Annotated in this window: 12 protein-coding genes; 5 read left to right on the plus strand and 7 right to left on the minus strand. The window is 59.5% G+C overall.

All coding sequences use genetic code 11. The annotated features are described in order from the left end of the window. Positions 1-33: 33 nt before the first annotated feature. Positions 34-1368 (plus strand): uracil-xanthine permease family protein, encoded by a 1335-nt coding sequence (locus tag OGM60_02825; protein UYI99743.1) that lies wholly within the window; start codon positions 34-36, stop codon positions 1366-1368. 61 nt (positions 1369-1429) lie between these two features. On the opposite strand, the gene OGM60_02830 is transcribed toward OGM60_02825, so the two are convergent. The 4 genes from OGM60_02830 to OGM60_02845 all read right to left on the minus strand — a co-directional run bounded on the left by OGM60_02830 (position 1430) and on the right by OGM60_02845 (position 7646). Next, the gene (locus OGM60_02830; protein UYI99744.1) at positions 1430-2095 is read right to left on the minus strand and encodes an alpha/beta hydrolase-fold protein; all 666 of its coding nucleotides are present in this window, start codon (positions 2093-2095) and stop codon (positions 1430-1432) included. Between the two features lie 207 nt (positions 2096-2302). Next, positions 2303-4087, minus strand: a complete 1785-nt coding sequence (locus tag OGM60_02835; protein UYI99745.1) for a carbohydrate-binding domain-containing protein — start codon at positions 4085-4087, stop codon at positions 2303-2305. 271 nt (positions 4088-4358) lie between these two features. Continuing rightward, positions 4359-6125, minus strand: coding sequence for a carbohydrate-binding domain-containing protein (locus OGM60_02840; protein UYI99746.1), 1767 nt, complete (start codon positions 6123-6125; stop codon positions 4359-4361). 207 nt (positions 6126-6332) lie between these two features. Next, entirely contained in the window at positions 6333-7646 is a 1314-nt protein-coding gene (locus OGM60_02845) for an NCS2 family permease (GenBank protein UYI99747.1), read from the minus strand. Between the two features lie 193 nt (positions 7647-7839). Between OGM60_02845 and OGM60_02850 the strand changes: the two genes are divergently transcribed. Continuing rightward, a complete protein-coding gene (locus tag OGM60_02850; GenBank protein ID UYI99748.1) occupies positions 7840-8259 on the plus strand; it encodes a peptide deformylase in 420 nt (139 codons plus the stop codon). Positions 8260-8503: 244 nt separating this feature from the next. Beyond that, positions 8504-9469: a choloylglycine hydrolase gene (gene bsh / locus OGM60_02855; protein UYI99749.1), complete on the plus strand. Its 966-nt coding sequence runs from the start codon at positions 8504-8506 to the stop codon at positions 9467-9469. Positions 9470-9550: 81 nt separating this feature from the next. Here bsh and OGM60_02860 read toward each other — a convergent pair whose 3' ends face one another. Next, positions 9551-11698 carry a KUP/HAK/KT family potassium transporter gene (locus tag OGM60_02860; protein UYJ00145.1) on the minus strand — a complete coding sequence of 716 codons (2148 nt, stop codon included), beginning with the start codon at positions 11696-11698 and terminating at the stop codon, positions 9551-9553. A gap of 238 nt (positions 11699-11936) precedes the next feature. Then, entirely contained in the window at positions 11937-12848 is a 912-nt protein-coding gene (locus OGM60_02865; protein UYI99750.1) for a DMT family transporter, read from the minus strand. Positions 12849-12966: 118 nt separating this feature from the next. Here OGM60_02865 and OGM60_02870 point away from each other — a divergent pair, with 118 nt between their 5' ends. Further along, complete coding sequence (locus OGM60_02870; GenBank protein UYI99751.1) at positions 12967-13824, plus strand: LysR family transcriptional regulator; 858 nt, start codon at positions 12967-12969, stop codon at positions 13822-13824. Between the two features lie 466 nt (positions 13825-14290). Then, the gene (locus tag OGM60_02875) at positions 14291-15508 is read left to right on the plus strand and encodes an aminotransferase class I/II-fold pyridoxal phosphate-dependent enzyme (GenBank protein ID UYJ00146.1); all 1218 of its coding nucleotides are present in this window, start codon (positions 14291-14293) and stop codon (positions 15506-15508) included. Between the two features lie 274 nt (positions 15509-15782). Here the strand turns inward: OGM60_02875 and OGM60_02880 are convergent, their stop codons facing one another. Continuing rightward, positions 15783-16193, minus strand: coding sequence for a peptide deformylase (locus tag OGM60_02880; protein ID UYI99752.1), 411 nt, complete (start codon positions 16191-16193; stop codon positions 15783-15785). Between the last annotated feature and the right edge of the window lie 30 nt (positions 16194-16223).

Below are 16223 nucleotides of genomic sequence, written 5' to 3' on the forward strand. Positions count from 1 at the left end.
TGCCTGATCGCCCTTCCATTCGAAAGGACATCCATGTCCCAGTCCTCGACGCCCGCCGTCAGCGATGCCATCTACGACGCATCGTCGCTCGGCCGCCCGCGCATGTTTCTGCTCGGCCTACAGCACCTGTTTGCCATGTTTGGCGCCACCGTGCTGGTGCCCGTGCTCACCGGCCTCTCGGTATCGGCAACGCTTTTGTTTGCCGGCTTGGGCACGCTGCTGTTCCACTTCCTGTCGCGCGGTAAGGTGCCGGCATTTTTGGGCTCATCGTTTGCCTTTATTGCCGGTTATGCCGCAATCGCGCCCAACGGCGAGACCGAGCTTTTGCCCTACGCCTGCCTGGGCGTAGCTTGTGCCGGTCTGCTCTATCCGGTGCTGGCGGCGCTCTTCCGCGCGTTTGGCGCCAAGCGTGTCATGCGTTTCTTTCCGCCGGTGGTGACTGGCCCCATCGTCATTTCCATCGGCTTGATCCTGGCAAGTTCCGCTATTGCTAACTGCCAGACCAACTGGCTTGTGGCTGTCATTGGCGTTGCCGTTATCGTCATCTGCAACATCTGGGGCCGTGGCATGGTCAAGATCGTGCCGATTTTGCTGGGCGTTGTGGTGAGCTATGCCGTTGCGGCTGCGCTCGGCGAGGTTGATTTCTCGGGCGTTGCCGCCGCTCCGTGGGTCGGTCTGCCCATCGTGTGGGACAACACCGTGTTTGCACTCTTTGGGCCGCAGTTCGATAGCGGTCTTGCCACGACGGCCATCATCACCATCATGCCGCTGGCCTTCGCGACCATGATCGAGCATATCGGCGATATCTCAGCTATCGGTTCGACTTGCGAGTGCAACTACATTGCCGATCCCGGTCTGCATCGCACGCTGCTCGGCGACGGCCTTGCCACGATTCTGGCTTCGCTCTTTGGCGCTCCGGCCAACACTACGTATGGTGAGAACACCGGCGTGCTCGCCCTGACGCGCGTGTTCGACCCGCGCGTAATTCGAATTGCCGCGTGTTGCGCCATCGTGCTTTCGTTCTGCCCCAAGTTCGCGGCTGTCATTGCGGCCATGCCGGCGTGTGTGATCGGCGGTGTGTCGCTCGTGCTCTACGGCATGATCAGCGCTGTGGGCGTCCGCAACCTCATCGAGAACCAGGTCGATTTCCAGAACAACCGCAACGTGCTGGTTGCCGCGCTGGTGCTCGTGCTTTCGCTCGGCATCGCGTACAGCACCGCCGGCGCCATCGTGTTGGAGCTCGGCGGCGTGACGATTTCGCTGTCCGGCATTGCCGTGGGCTCACTGGTGGGCATTGTGCTCAACGCCATCCTGCCGGGTAACGACTTTGAGTTTGATGTCTCCGAGCTTGAGGAGGCTGCTGAGTAGCAGCTGCGTTCAGCTAAAACAAGATATGGTGCCCATGCGTATATGCGTGTGGGCACCATTTTTAATGTGTCAGTATCCAGTGGATGCCGCGGGCCATGCGTAAGTCGGTTTGGGCAAAGTGATTGCCGGGGTTGAGCTCCAGCGTTGTTGGAATGCCGCGCTCGACGAGCAACGCTTCCATCGCGCGTGTGTCGTCGAGTACATGCCGCATCATGCGGTTGGGCGTCTTGGTTTCCGTTTTGCCGAGTGACAGGTAGACGGCTTGCGGGCTGCCGGCAAAAGGGGCCGTGCTGGCACGGTCGACAAAGTCGGGAAACCATAGCGACCCCGATGCGCTCGCGGCGCGGTCAAAGGCGTCGGTTTGCCAGAGGGACCAGAGTGCGAAGAGGCCCGCGAGCGAGTAACCGGCAATGCCGCGCCGGGTGGGCGGCTGAGGAAGCGACGACTCGACCTGGGGGATTATCTGATTCAGCAGCTCATCAAGAAAATCGGCAGCTTGGCCGCCGAAAGGCTCGGCATCGCGTACGGTCCCGTCGCATGCCCAGGGGCTCAGCTCGCGATTCCAATCGAGCCCGCCAATGGTGACGAGGGCGAATGGCGGACAGTCGAGCTCTCGGCAACACTTATAAACCTCGCTGCCGTCGCCCACGACCACAGGAAGGTAGATGACAGGCGCGCTTTCCGTATGATTCGAATAAACGGTTATCTGCTTTTGATGCGCTTCCATGACGGGCTTCTCTCAGTGTTGTGATATCGGCAGCCCCAATTGTCGCACGCCAGCGTATGCCGGTTGGGCTAGACCAAAGACAATCTCGTGCATCCCCTGCGGACGCATATGGAAAACGCCACCGCCGGAGGGGAGCTCGGCGGTGGCGTTGTTAAACGGTGCTGGGGCTCGGGGCCTTCGCGGGAGCTGCCATGTGCGCAGAGGCGTCTAAGAACGCTTACGGCTCGCCATGGTGCCTGCGGCGATAGCGGCTGTTCCCGCAAGGACGGTTGCCACGATGGCCGCACCCGAGGTGTCGCCGGTTGCCGCGAGCACGCCGGTAGTCTTGGCTTTCGTGGTTGAAGCCGCAACGGCCTTGGTCGGCTTTGAGCCCTCAGGCTTGGGGTTCTGCTTGGACTCCGCGGGCTTGCTTTCTGCGGGCTTGGTCTCGTCGGGCTTGGGGTCTTCCGGCTTGGCTACCTCGGGAGGTGCGATGGTCGTACTTTTGGCGACTGCTTTGATATAGAGGGAGTCGACCGTGGCGTCGCCCGTGCCGATGGCTTGGCCTGCCTCGTAGATGCCGTCACGGAGCTTGCGATAGTCAATGATCTTGCCGCCTTCGGGCGTCTGGATGGCGGCGTTCTCAATCTTGATGGTGCCGATTGTCTTGCCGTCAGCGCTCATGGCACGGGCAAAGATTGCCGCTGTATCTCCTTCGGCCGTTACCTTGCTGCGGATGATCGAGATGACTGCGGGTGTGACGCCCTCGCTGGTCTGGGCGATGATGCCGATGTTCTCGCCTTGGGGTTCGCGCCTCGTCTCGCCATCTTGGTTTTCGCTGTAGGGGATGGGGCCGTCGCCGTTCTCGACATAGCGGGCTATGGCCTTGACAACGGAGTCGCTGATGTAGATGTGGCCGCCCTTCTCGTTGGGTCGATCGTTTCTGGTGGAGAATGCAGCCGAAACCTCGCCTTCCGCAAACGCGTCCACGGTGGAGCCGTTCTTGACGACGATGTCGTCCTGGTAGGTGAAGAGGGCGTTGGCGCCACCGTATCTGCCTTTACTTGCACGGACCGTCACGTTTGCATGATCGAGGGTGATGCCCTTGTGGGCATAGACGCCATATTCAACACCGTTTACGTTGAGGGAGGCGTTTGTGGCTGCGAGGCTGCCCTTGGCCTCGACGGCAGCGTCTTTCTCGGAGCTTGCCTTGACCTGGCCGCCGTCCGAGATGTTGATATTGCCGCCGCTCCAAAGGGCCTCACCATCGGCTGAGCTTGCCTCGACCGTCCCGCCACCCTTGATGGTGAGGTTCTTGTCGGCTCCAATACCCTTGTCCTTGGTAGCCCTGGCGGTGACGGCTCCGCTGTCGTCAATCGTGATATTGCCGTTTGCCCTGATGCCATCCGATGCACCCGTGGCGTTGACGTTGCCCGAACCTTTGATAGCGAGATCACCTCCGGCATTGATGGCATCAAACCCAGTGCTCGTGGCGTTGACGGATCCGGCTCCGTCGATGTTGATATTACCCGTGGAGAGGATAGCGTCCTCAGTAGATGTCACGCTGAGCGTGCCGCCCTCGTCGCCTTGGATATTGAGCTCGGCATTCTCGTTAGTGCCATGAGAAACGTTGATGCTTTCGATCCATTCGGCAGTGACGATGTTGGTTCCCGAGTAATTCACGTTGAGCTTGCCTGCGGCCTGGATCTCGCCGCCGTTATAGTTGTTGAGCTTCAAGTCGTCGGCGCCGTCCCACGACCAGGTACCGGCCTCGTCGCTCGCCGCGGTGTTGTACTTGTTGCCGCCGACCTTGACCCATTCCGCTGCGAGCGAGACGCTCGGCATGAGCAGCGAGCTCACCGTGAGCGCGCACACGGCGCCCGCGACGATGCGGCGCGTCACGCGGCGCCAGCTGCCGTGCGCGAGTCCTATGCGATGGCGAACGTCGGGTTCGGCAACATGGGTTCCGGCGGTAGTGTCATTGCGTTTGGGGGTCGTGAACAAGGCTGCCATGGTTGCTCCCGTTCTCATAGGGCCTATACGACTAGATTCAGCGTATCTGCTGGATGTTGCCGGCGGTAGTGCCGTTTGGAGGGCAAAATGGCCAAAATTGGGGAGAAATAGGCCGCACGCCGGCGCAGGGACCGGCGCTAAAAGAAAAGCGCGGGGCCGCATGGCGACTCCGCGCTTTATTGTTCAGCTTTTGCAGCCTTGCCCTTACGCTACGAAGAAGTAGACGAGGAAGGCAAGGGCCGCGATCCACCCGTCCCGTGCGAAAAAGTGTTTACGAGCGCTTGCGGCTCACCACGGCGCCCGCGGCGATGGCGGCTGTTCCCGCAAGGGCGGCTGCCACGATGGCTGCGCTCGAGGCGTCGCCGGTTGCTGCGAGTTTGCCGGCGATCTTGGCTCCCGTGGCTGCAACTGCAACGGTCTTGGTCGTCTTCGTGCCCTCGGACTTGGAACCCTCGGGCTTGGTCTCGCCGGGCTTCTCCTCGGGTTTGATCTCCTCGGGAGGCGCGATGACCGTGCTCTTGGCGACAGCTTCGTTATAGGGGGAGTCGATCACAGCGTTGCCCGTGCCGATGGTTTGACCCACCACGTAGAAGATGCCGTCATCGAGTTCTTCCTTGTTGCGATAGCCAATGATCTTGCCGCCTGTGGGCGTCTGGATGGGAGCGCCTTCGATCTCGATGGTGCCGATTGTCTCGCCGTCCGCGCTCACGGCAAGGGCGAAGATTGCCGCCGTGTCTCCCTCAGCTGTGACCTTACTGCGGACAATCGAGATGGTCGCGGGCGTGATGCCCTCCTTGGTCCGGGCAAAGATGCCGATGTTCACGCCCCTATGCTCGGGAATGACCGCGCCGCTTTGGTCGTTGCTGTAGTGATCGGGGCCGTCGCTACCGGACTCGACATAGCGGGCTATAGCCTTGACAACGGAGTCACTAATGTAGATGTGACCACCCGCTTCGTTGGGGTAGTAGTTTCTGGTGGAGATTGCGGTCGAGAACTGGCCTTCTGCGAACGCATCCACGATCGAGCCGTTCTTGATGACGATGTCGTCCTCGTCGGTGAAGAGGGCGCTGGCTTCATCGTTCCCTGCGCTTGCACGGACCGTTACGGTTGCGCCATCGAACGTGATGCCCTTGTAGACATAGATGCCATACCCAACGCCACTTGCGTTGAGGGAAGCGTTCGTGACCGTGAGGCTGTTTTTACCGTCGATGGCGGCGTCTTCCTCGGAGCTTGCCTTGACCTGGCTGCCACCCGAGATCTCGATGTTGCCGTCGGCCCAAATCGCATTGTCTTTGATAGAGCTTGCCTCTACCTTGCCGCCGCCCTTTATGATGAGGTTCTCGTTAGCATCGATACCCTGATCCTCGGTGGCCTTGGCGGTGACGGTTCCGCTGTTGTCGATCGTGATGTTGCCGTCGGCCCTGATGCCATCCGAATCGCCCGTGGCGTTAACGTTTCCCGAGCCCTTGATGGTGACATCGCCCCCGGCATCGATGGCATCGTGCTCGGTGCTCGTGGCGTTGACAGTGCCAGCGCCGTCGATGTTGATGCTGCCGACGGAAGTGATGGCGTCACGAGAAGATGTCACGTTGAGCGTGCTGGACGCGTCGCCCTGAATATTAAGCTCGGCGTTCTCGTTCGCGCCATCCTTAACCTTGATGCCGCGGCCGTCGCCGTTAGTGACGATGTTGTCGCCCTCGTAGCTCACGTTGAGCTTGCCCGCTGCCTCGATCGCGCCGCCGTTATAGCCGTTGAGCTTCATATCGTCGGCGCCGTCCCAGGCCCAGGTGCCGGCCTCGTCGCCTGCTGCAGTGTTGTACTGAGTGCCGCCGACGTTGACCCACTCGGCCGCGAGCGAGACGCTCGGCATGAGCAGCGAGCTCACCGTAAGCGCGCATACGGCGCCTACAACGATGCGGCGCGTCACGCGGCGCCAGCTGCCGTGTGCGAGCAGCGTGCGACGGCGCACGTCGGGCTCGACAAAATGGGCTCCAGAGGTTTTGTCATTGCGCTTGGGGGTCGTGAACAAGGCGGCCATGGTTACTCCCATCCTCATAGGGCCTATGCGATTACGCCCAGCATATCTGCAGGATGAAGCCGGCGGTAGTGCCGTTTGGAGGGCAAAATGTCCAAAACTTGGGAAGCAATACATCGCGCGTCCGTGCGTTGCCTGGCTTTAAAAGAAAAGCGCGGAGCCGCTCGATGCGACTCCGCGCTTTGGTGTTCTGCTTTGGCAGCTTTGCCGCTACGCTACAAAGAAGTAGACGAGGAAGGCAAGGGCTGCGATCCACATGAGCGGCTTGATCTTGGAGGCCTCGCCCTTAAAGAGCGCGACGATCACGTAGGCGATAAAGCCCAGGCCGATTCCGGCAGAGATGGAGTAGGTGAAGGGCACGCCGGCGACAATCATGAACGCCGGGAAACCCTGCGACACGTCGGACCAGTCGATCTCGGAGGCCTCGCTCATCATGAGGTAGCCGACGTAGACCAGAGCACCGCAGGTGGCGGCACTGGAAACGATGGTGACGATGGGGGAGAAGAACGCGGCGAGAATGAACAGCACGCCGGTGGTGACGGAGGTGAGGCCCGTGCGGCCACCGTCGGCAGCGCCAGAGGTGGACTCGACGAAGGTGGTGATGGAGGAGACGCCCATAAAGCCACCGGCAGCAGCGGCCACGGAGTCGACGACCAGGATGGGGCGGATGTCCTCGACATTGCCGTCCTCGGTCAAGAACTCGCCCTGCTTGGCGACGGCCATCGCGGTGCCCATGGTGTCGAAGAAGTCGCTCATGAGCAGCGAGAAGGCAACGACGAGCAGCATCGGGTCGGTCAGAACCTTCACGATGGCCATGTTGCCATCGGCGGTGCTGGCAAACGGGGCGCCAAAGGTCGAGAAGTCGAGCGGTGCGATGAGACCCTCGGGCGCATGGGTGACGCCCAGCGGGATACCGGCGATAACGGCGACGATGATGCCGATGAGCAGCGAGCCCGGCACGTTGCGGGAAGCCAGGGCAACCGTCACGATGATGGAGATGATGCCGACGATAAAGGTGGGGGAGGCGATGTCGCCCAGGCCGACGAGCGTACCGGCGCCAGCGGTGATGATGCCGGCGTCGCACAGGCCGATCATGGCGATGAACAGGCCCAAGCCAACCGAGATGGCGTGGCGCAGGACCACGGGGATGGCGTCCATAATGGCCTCGCGCAGGCCGCACAGGACGAGCAGCAAGATGACGATACCCTCGAGGAAGATAACGCTCATGGCAACGTGCCAGTCGCCGCCGCACATGGTGGTGGCGATGCCCGCGATCATGGCGTTGATGCCCAGGCCCGACGCGCAGGCGAGCGGGCGGTTGGCGAAGATACCCATGCAGATGGTCATGATGCCGGCGCCCAGGCAGGTGGCGCAGGCGAGCGCTCCCGCATCGATGCCGGCGCCCGAGAGCACCGCGGGGTTGACGGCAATGATGTAGGCCATTGCCAGGAACGTTGTCAGTCCAGCGCGAAGTTCGGTCCCGATTGTGGACTTGCGCTCACTGACGTGAAAAAGTTCGTCCATGCATACCCTTTCCTTGTTCGGCCCCGAGTTTAGGCCGATTGACACGAACGTTCTCACTATAGCCCCTTTACGACGCTGTTGTTCCTCGCATGTTGATGTTCGGCGCTTTGTAGCAGACGGACGGTATTTTTCGCATGAAAATGTGTGGGTACCGTATACTTAAGCAGTTACAACGACCCCTATGGAGGAACGTATGATTAAAGAGCTCTGCCACGACGAGGCTATCCTGTCCCAGCGTTGCGAGGTTGCGACTGTCGAGGACGAGTCGGTCGCACAGGACCTGATCGATACCATCAAGTCGCTCGAGGACGCCGGCTGCCTTGCCGCCAACCAGATTGGCGTTACCAAGAAGGCCTGCGTCTACCTGGACGACGCCGGCGAGCCCCACGTGCTCTACAACCCCCGTCTGGTGTTTGGCCTGGGCGCCAGCAAGATGGAGGAGAGCTGCCTGACGCACGACGAGATCACCAAGTCCACGCGCTACATCAAGTGCAAGGTCGCTTATGACGTGATCGTAGACGGCAAGATGCGCGAGCGCAAGCAGGACTTCGTCGGCTTCGAGGCTCAAATGATTCAACACATGATTGATCACTGTCTAGGAAAGTTGGTCTAAGGGGACCAAAGCACCGCACCTTGCCGCTCAATCGTCGCTCGCGTACCTTAAGTACGCTTCGCTCCTCTTTCGTGGCAATCTGCGGCACTTTGACCCCTTAGACGACCTGCGGGGTTAACTTGGTTGAGTTTATCCTGCTTGAATAGTCCGGGCGTGACATTGTTGTCATGTCCGGGCTTTTGTGTTTAGCGCCTCTTTGTTTGGTGACAATAACCTTAGCAAGAACGTAAAGCTGGGAGGCGCTATGTGTACGAGCATTCGATTTACCGATAATTCTGGCCACATGTATCTGGGCCGCAACCTCGACTGGAGCTTTGACTACGGCCAACAGGTTCGCGTGATGCCGCGCGGGTTTCACATTCCGTATTCGTTTATCGACGACGCGACAGCGGCACACGCGGTGATCGGTATGTGCATCGATTACAAGAATTACCCTATGTTCTTCGACTGCGGCAACGATGCGGGCCTCGCCGTGGCGGGTCTCAATTTCCCGGGTTATGCCGAGTATGCCGAGGACCCTGTCGACGGCAAGACCAATATCGCGGCCTATGAGTTTCCCCTGTGGGTGGCAGCGACGTTCTCGACGGTCGACGAGGTCGAGGCTGCGCTGCGCGATACGGTGATTGTCGCCAAATCTGCAGGAGAGGGGCTGGGCGTGTCGCTGCTCCATTGGATTATCGGCGACAGCCAGCGTAGCATCGTGGTCGAGATGATGGCTGACGGCCTGCATGTATACGACGATCCGGTCGACACCCTTGCCAACCAGCCGACCTTCCCGTGGCACATGGAAAACCTGCGCACCTATATCACCGCCACAAGCGATTTTCCGCAGACGGCGACATGGCGTGGCGCCGAGCTTAAGCCCTATGGAGCCGGTGCCGGCATGCGCGGCATTCCGGGCGATTGCTATTCGCCGAGCCGTTTTGTAAAGGCGGCGTACCTCAATGCCAATTACCCGCAAAAGGAGAGCGAGACCGAAAACGTCGTTCGCATGTTCCGCTCGCTCGAGGGCGTGGTGATGATCGAGGGAGCGTCCAGGATGGGCGATGGCAAGTTCGAGAAGACTATCTACACCGGATGCTTTAGCGCGCGCACGGGCAATTATTACTACGCGATGTATGGGGATCCGTCGATTCGCTACGTGAGCCTGATGGATGCCGAGGGCGCGAGCCCCGATAGGCTCGTGGTTCCCGAGCCGCGCCGTTCGTAGCTCACTGGTCCGTTGCGACATAAAACGGCCTCGCACCTCTTATGAGATGCGAGGCCGTTGTCGTCAATGGCTGGTGGCGTGTTAGAAGTTGGCGTCGTTGAACTGGGTGCTCTCGAGTCCGTCGAGTTGCTGTTCGGGCGTATCTGCGACGCTCTCGAGCAGCTCAGTGGGATCGACGTTCATATTCTTACCGGCTTCGTTGCCGTTGACCAGGTCGTCCGAGAAGATGTCGACTTCCATTTCTTCGGCCTCTTCGATCTGAACCTCGAGCGGCACTTGGGTGCGCACGAGCTTAACGGCTGGGCGCATGCGGGCAAACAGCGGCACGTACTCGATGATGATGGCCGAGTTCTCGAGACCGTACCAGCGTGCCGGGCTTCCGCAGGCGCGGCGGACGGCGTACTTGATGGCCATCACGCGGTGGTCATTGCGGTTGATGTCCGTTTCGGGGGCGAGCATCTTGCGCAGCATACAAAAACGGAAGTCGCCCACGTTGCCGCGCGTCTCGTAGATGGAGTAGGTGTGATGCTGCGGCGGCAGCTCACCCGATGCCATCAAGTCGCCAACGATTTGGCGCAGGTAGGCATTAACGCGCTGGTTGACCTTAAAGCCCAAGTCCAGGCGCACGCGGAACAAAAAGTCCGTGCCAAAGGTCTCGACGGAATACTCGTGCGTATAGGGCTCGTCGGTAACGTGCACGTTGATGAACCAGTATGCCTTGGCGCGCTTGGGATGCTTATCCAAGATGGAATAGAGCACGTCGCGGTCGAGCGTGAGCGGGTCGGGGCTGTTGGTGAGGAACACCAGATTGTCGGCGAGCACGGGGTAGGTCTCGTCGTTGCGCAGGCGGTTGAGCTGGTCAATGTACTTGGAGACGGGCAGCAGGATCGTCTGCGTGCGCTCGATGGCGGTGCCGCGGCGCCACACGTACATAAGGCCAAACAGCAGCGAGGCCAAGAAGATCATTACGTAGCCGCCGTCAAAGAACATGGTGAGGCACGAGGCGAAGAAGCACAGCTCAATGGCACCGAAGAGCAGGGCGAAGACGCAGGCGCCCAGCTTGTGCTTGAGGATGCCGGCGATATAGCTCGTCAGCAGCGTGGTGGTCATAAGCATGGTCACGGTAATGGCGAGGCCATAGGCGCTCTCCATGCGCTCGGAGTTCTGGAACAGCAGCACAATGAAGATGCAGCCGACCCACATGATGTTGTTGACGAGTGGAATATAGAGCTGACCCTTGGTGTCGCTGGGGTAGTGGATGCGCAGGTGCGGCATGAGATTGAGACGGGTTGCCTCGGATACCAGCGAGAACGAGCCGGTGATGAGCGCCTGCGAGGCGATGATGGCCGCTACGGCCGAAAGCACGATGGCAAAGGGGCGCAGGGGCTCGGGGAGCATCATATAGAACGGGTTGACGATATCCATCGCAAGCATCTGGGGGTTGGAGTTATTGGCGAGCAGCCAAGCTCCCTGACCCAGATAGTTGAGGATAAGGGCCGCCTTAACAAACGGCCAGGATGCATAGATGTTTGCCTTGCCCACGTGACCCATGTCCGAATAGAGCGCCTCGGCACCGGTTGTCGATAGGAAGACAAAGCCGAGCACCATAATGCCCGAGTGGTTGATGGGCGAGAACAGAAACATGATGCCGCGGATGGGGTTGAGCGCGCGTAGGATGGACAGGTTGCCGAGCATGTTGAACAGGCCAGCGCCTGCCAAGAACAGGAACCATAGTGTCATGAGCGGGCCGAACAGCTTGCCGATCGACGAGGTGCCGGCGCGCTGCATGGCAAACAGCCCGCAGATAATGATGATGGTAATAATGATGACGTTGGTTTGCCCGTCACCCAAAAGCGCGTGACCCCACTCGATGGTGCGCAGGCCCTCAATGGCCGTGGTGACCGTGACCGCGGGGGTGAGGATGCCGTCGGCGAGCAGCGCCGCGCCGCCGATCATGGCGGGAAGGATCAGCCACGGTGCCACCTTGCGCACGAGACTGAACAGGGCGAAGATGCCGCCTTCGTTGTGGTTATCGGCCTTCATGGCGATTACCACGTATTTGACCGTGGTCACGAGCGTCATGGTCCAGATGACGAGCGAAAGTGCGCCCAGAATCATATCCTCGCTGACGGTGCCGATGCCGCCGTTGTTGGCGACGATCGATTTCATGGTGTACATAGGGCTCGTGCCGATGTCGCCATAGACGACGCCGAGCGTTACGAGCAGCATGCCAGCGGAGAGGGGGATGGCTCCGTGCCCGCCTTGCCCGCGCTGGTCTTGGAGGTTTGCCTCCAGTTTGTTGTGTGCCACGAGGACTCCCTTAGACATCCGGTTATCTGTCTAGGACAAAAAACTTTATGCCGTCTTTATACATACAAGAGCAGTTTGGCACATCGGGTTATTTTAGACAATAATCCTCAGCTGGGGATTATTTATCTACGCAGGTAGCATTTCAAAGCAGGGGCTTTTAAGCACGTGCTATCTGGGCGATGCCAGCCTTGGCGTTTGCGCGTTTGCCGGCGAGTTCGCAAAAGAGCGCGCCGCCGATGATAAGCGCGGCGCCCATCAGGCGAACCGGTGTTATGGCTTCACCCAAAAGGGCGGCCGAGAACACGACCGCCGAAAGCGGCTCGAGGTAGCCGACGACGGCGACGGTCTGGACGGGCAGCTTGGCGACGGCGCTAAAGTAGAGCAGGCAACCAATGCCGGTGTTGACGACGCCGAGCATAGCGACGGCGCGCCAATCAATACTGGCGGCGACGCCGGCGGACAGGAATGAGGGAGCGCCCTGCGTGATGAGCGTGAGGGCCAGCGCGGTCACAAAGGCGGCGCTCACCTGGAGCGTGGAGTTCTCGAGGCCTTCGATGTGTGGCGCACCCTTGCTAGCGATGACCATCAATGCGTAGCAGAAGGCCGAGACGATGCCGCAGGCAATACCCGCAATGGGCATATTGCCGCCTAGACCTTGTGCCGCAATGAGAAAAGCACCGCAGGCGACGGCGATAAAGCCGGCAATTTTGCTGCCGGTCAGCTTTTCGCCAAAAATGAGCGGGGAGAGGGCCATAACGATGATGGGGCCACAGTAATACAACAGCGAGGAGATACCAACGCCGATCGTCTGATAGGCGCGGAACAGGAAAATCCAGCTGGCGCCCAGCGCGGCGCCCGAGACGATGAGCGCTGCGGCCTCGCGGGGGCGAGACGGAGCCTGCAGGTTATGGCGCTTGGTTATGAAGAGGATGGCGGCAAGGGTGAGAGCGCCCAAAAACGTGCGCAACAGTACGATATCGGAGCTCGGCAGCGCGATGGCAGCGGCGATGATGCCGTTGGAGCCAAACAATAGCAATGCTGCTAAGTACGTAAACAATCCGTTGTTCATGTGCTGACATCCCCTCTATATCCGAGCATGTTCACTATGGGTGAACTGGCTTTAGAAGAAAAGCGAATATAATGCATGGCTGACATGACAAAATCTCATGCAAGGGTGGAGGACTGCCGTGGAAACGAATATTCAAAAGATGCAGGTGCTGCTCGAGACAGTGCGCGCCGGAAGCTTTACGCGCGCCGCCGAGCGCCTGAGCTATTCGCAATCGGGCGTGAGCCGCATGGTGGCCGATCTTGAGGCCGATTGGGGCTTTAAGGTGCTCGACCGCAGTCGCGAGGGCGTGGCTCTTTCTGCTGACGGGCGGCAGGTCATGCCGGCTGTCGAGGCGCTCTGCGAGGAATTCGTTCGCTTGCAGCGACGCGTGGATGAGATGCGTGGGCTCATGCGCGGCAAAATCTGCATCGGTACGTTTTCGAGCGTGGCGACCCACGTGCTGCCGCCGGTGATTGCTCGTTTTCGTGCCGATTATCCAGACATTGATTACGAGTTGCTGATGGGCGACTATTCAGAGATTGAACAATGGGTGGCAGAGGGCCGCTGCGATCTGGGCTTTATCCCGCATGAGCCCCGAGAAAATGGCATGACGTCGCGGTCTTTGGCGCGCGACGAGTTGATGGCGGTGGTGCCGACAGATTCGTTGCTTGCCACGGCGGAGTTCGTCTCTCTTGCCGATTTAGCCAACGAGCAGTTTATTCTGCTGGAACGGGGTACCGATGATGAGATTACGCCGCTATTCCGTCGGGCGGGGCTGGCGGTGCGCTCAAAACTGTCGACTTGGGATGACTATGCGATTATGGCTATGGTCGAGGATGGCCTGGGCGTGAGCATCCTTCCGGCGCTCATCTTGCGTCGCTGCCAGTTCGATGTTGCTGTGCGTCCGCTCGAAGGGCATCCCCATCGGCAGATCAACGCCATATATCGAACGGCCGATGTTTCGCTTGCCGCCGCTCGTTTCCTCGAATACCTCTAAATGCGTGCACGTCGTTATCGCCTTGGGATAAATCTCGAGGTCTTGCTCATTTTATTTTTGAAATTGAACTTTTCGAAATAGCACGGCGTTATACTGCTGCCTAAATTGAACTCAGGTTCAATTCGTGTTGTATAAATTGAACTTTGCCAGCAAGGAGGTTCTAGTGGCCCAAGAGACGTTTAGCGATCGTCTGCGACAGGCTATGTCCGATCGCGACGTTCGCCAGTCGGACGTGATCCGCGCATCGGAGATGCTCAGCAAAAAACTCGGCAAGAGTCAGATGAGCCAATATGTGAGCGGCAAGACGATCCCGCGGCGCGATGTGGCAGAGCTGCTCGCTCGTATTTTGGAGGTCGATGTTTCCTGGCTGCTCGCCGGTGACGCCGATCAAGGCGAGGAATCATCGCCTCGCAACGTACCCAAGCCCGAACCCCATCCCTCAGCTCAAATTCCAAGGAGCACCACCATGCGTACTTTTTCAAAATCCACCAAGCTCGATAACGTCCTGTATGACGTGCGCGGCCCCGTCGTCGACGAGGCCGCCCGTATGGAGGACGAGGGCGAGCGTATTCTCAAGCTCAACATCGGTAATCCGGCGCCCTTTGGCTTCCGCACGCCCGATGAGGTCATTAAGGACATGCGCCAGCAGCTGCCCGACTGCGAAGGCTATTCCAACTCGCGCGGCCTGTTCTCTGCGCGCAAGGCAATCATGCAGTACTCGCAGATCAAGGGCCTGCCCAACGTTCAGATGGAGCACATCTACACGGGCAACGGCGTGTCCGAACTCATTCAGCTTTCGATGAACGCGCTGCTCGACAATGGCGACGAGATTCTGATCCCCAGCCCCGACTATCCGCTCTGGACGGCGTGCGCAACCCTTGCCGGCGGTCATCCCGTTCACTATCTGTGTGATGAGCAAGCGGATTGGTATCCCGACCTGGAGGATATGGAGTCCAAGATCACGAGCGCGACCAAGGCCCTCGTCATCATCAACCCCAACAACCCCACGGGTTCGGTCTATCCGCGCGAGGTACTCGAGGGCATCGTTGAGATCGCGCGCAGGCACCAGCTCATGATTTTTGCCGATGAGATCTACGACCGCCTGTGCATGGACGGCTACGAGCACGTCTCGATTGCCTCGCTCGCTCCCGACCTGCCCTGCGTCACCTTTAGCGGCCTTTCCAAGTCGCACATGATCGCGGGCTATCGTATTGGCTGGATGGTGCTTTCGGGTAACCAGCGCTGCATGAGCGACTTTATTATGGGCATCAACATGCTCTCGAACATGCGCCTGTGCTCCAACGTGCCGGCTCAGTCAATCGTCCAGACGGCGCTCGGCGGCCATCAGTCTGTTAACAACTACATCCGCCCCGGCGGTCGTGTCTACGAGCAGCGCAACTTTGTGTATGAGGCACTCAACAAGATCGACGGCATCTCGGTGGTCAAGCCGCGTGCGGCGTTCTATATCTTCCCCAAGATGGATGTTAAAAAGTTCAACATCACCGATGACGAGCAGTTCGCTCTTGACCTGCTGCACGAGAAGAAGATCCTGATCACGCGCGGCGGCGGCTTCAACTGGGCTGAGCCTGACCACTTCCGCATCGTGTACCTGCCGCGCATGGAAGTGCTCAAAGAGTCGCTCGAAGACCTCGCCGACTTCTTCGATCACTACCGCCAGTCGTAGGGGATTAAGTATCTGGCGCCGTAAGAATCGAGGCGTCGCAGGATAGACATACGACAGCGAGCGAGCCGCATTTGCGCCAAGGTGACGTGAAATGAGAGGGCGCTGACCTTCTGGTCGCGCCCTCGAAATTGAACGTCAGATTGGCGTGAATGCGACTCGCGCAGCGTCAAGTGGTCCGCCGTTCGTTAGAACGGCGGAACGATATAACGTCACCTTGGCGCAAATGCGGCTCGCTCGCTGTCGTGTGCTCAACCTGCATCGTTGCCCTGGCTGTCTAAATAACAATCCCGTTGCAGTGGTCGATTTCGTGTTGGATGATCTCGGCGGTGTAGCCCGAGAAGTTTTTGATGCGGTGGACGAAATTCTCGTCCAAATACTCAACCTTAATGCGGCGATAGCGAGTACAGGGGCGCTCGCCGGAAAGCGAGAGACATCCTTCGCTCGTCTGATAGGAATTGACCTGCTCAAGAATTTGCGGGTTGTACATGAGCAGCGACTTGCTGCCGTCCTTTACGCAGATGATGCGTTTGCGCACGCCAATCATGTTGGCGGCAAGGCCCACGCACTCGTGCTCATGCTCATGGAGCGTATCCAGGAGGTCCTGCCCGGTCGCGGCATCGTCGGGTCCCGCGTCTTCGGAAGGCAGGCGCAAAAAGAACTCGGATTTCATGATGGGCTTAATCATGGAGGGCTCCTCATGTCTCATGCTTTCGTG

This window comes from Coriobacteriaceae bacterium, assembly GCA_025757745.1.
Taxonomy (GTDB): Bacteria; Actinomycetota; Coriobacteriia; order Coriobacteriales; family Coriobacteriaceae; genus Collinsella.

Excerpts from the sequence above, each read along its gene's own strand:
- OGM60_02825 (UYI99743.1), top strand. The coding sequence starts at position 34 with ATGTCCCAGTCCTCGACGCCCGCCGTCAGCGATGCCATCTACGACGCA.
- OGM60_02830 (UYI99744.1), bottom strand. The coding sequence starts at position 2,095 with ATGGAAGCGCATCAAAAGCAGATAACCGTTTATTCGAATCATACGGAA.
- OGM60_02835 (UYI99745.1), bottom strand. The coding sequence starts at position 4,087 with ATGGCAGCCTTGTTCACGACCCCCAAACGCAATGACACTACCGCCGGA.
- OGM60_02840 (UYI99746.1), bottom strand. The coding sequence starts at position 6,125 with ATGGCCGCCTTGTTCACGACCCCCAAGCGCAATGACAAAACCTCTGGA.
- OGM60_02845 (UYI99747.1), bottom strand. The coding sequence starts at position 7,646 with ATGGACGAACTTTTTCACGTCAGTGAGCGCAAGTCCACAATCGGGACC.
- OGM60_02850 (UYI99748.1), top strand. The coding sequence starts at position 7,840 with ATGATTAAAGAGCTCTGCCACGACGAGGCTATCCTGTCCCAGCGTTGC.
- bsh (UYI99749.1), top strand. The coding sequence starts at position 8,504 with ATGTGTACGAGCATTCGATTTACCGATAATTCTGGCCACATGTATCTG.
- OGM60_02860 (UYJ00145.1), bottom strand. The coding sequence starts at position 11,698 with ATGCTGCTCGTAACGCTCGGCGTCGTCTATGGCGACATCGGCACGAGC.
- OGM60_02865 (UYI99750.1), bottom strand. The coding sequence starts at position 12,848 with ATGAACAACGGATTGTTTACGTACTTAGCAGCATTGCTATTGTTTGGC.
- OGM60_02875 (UYJ00146.1), top strand. The coding sequence starts at position 14,291 with ATGCGTACTTTTTCAAAATCCACCAAGCTCGATAACGTCCTGTATGAC.
- OGM60_02880 (UYI99752.1), bottom strand. The coding sequence starts at position 16,193 with ATGATTAAGCCCATCATGAAATCCGAGTTCTTTTTGCGCCTGCCTTCC.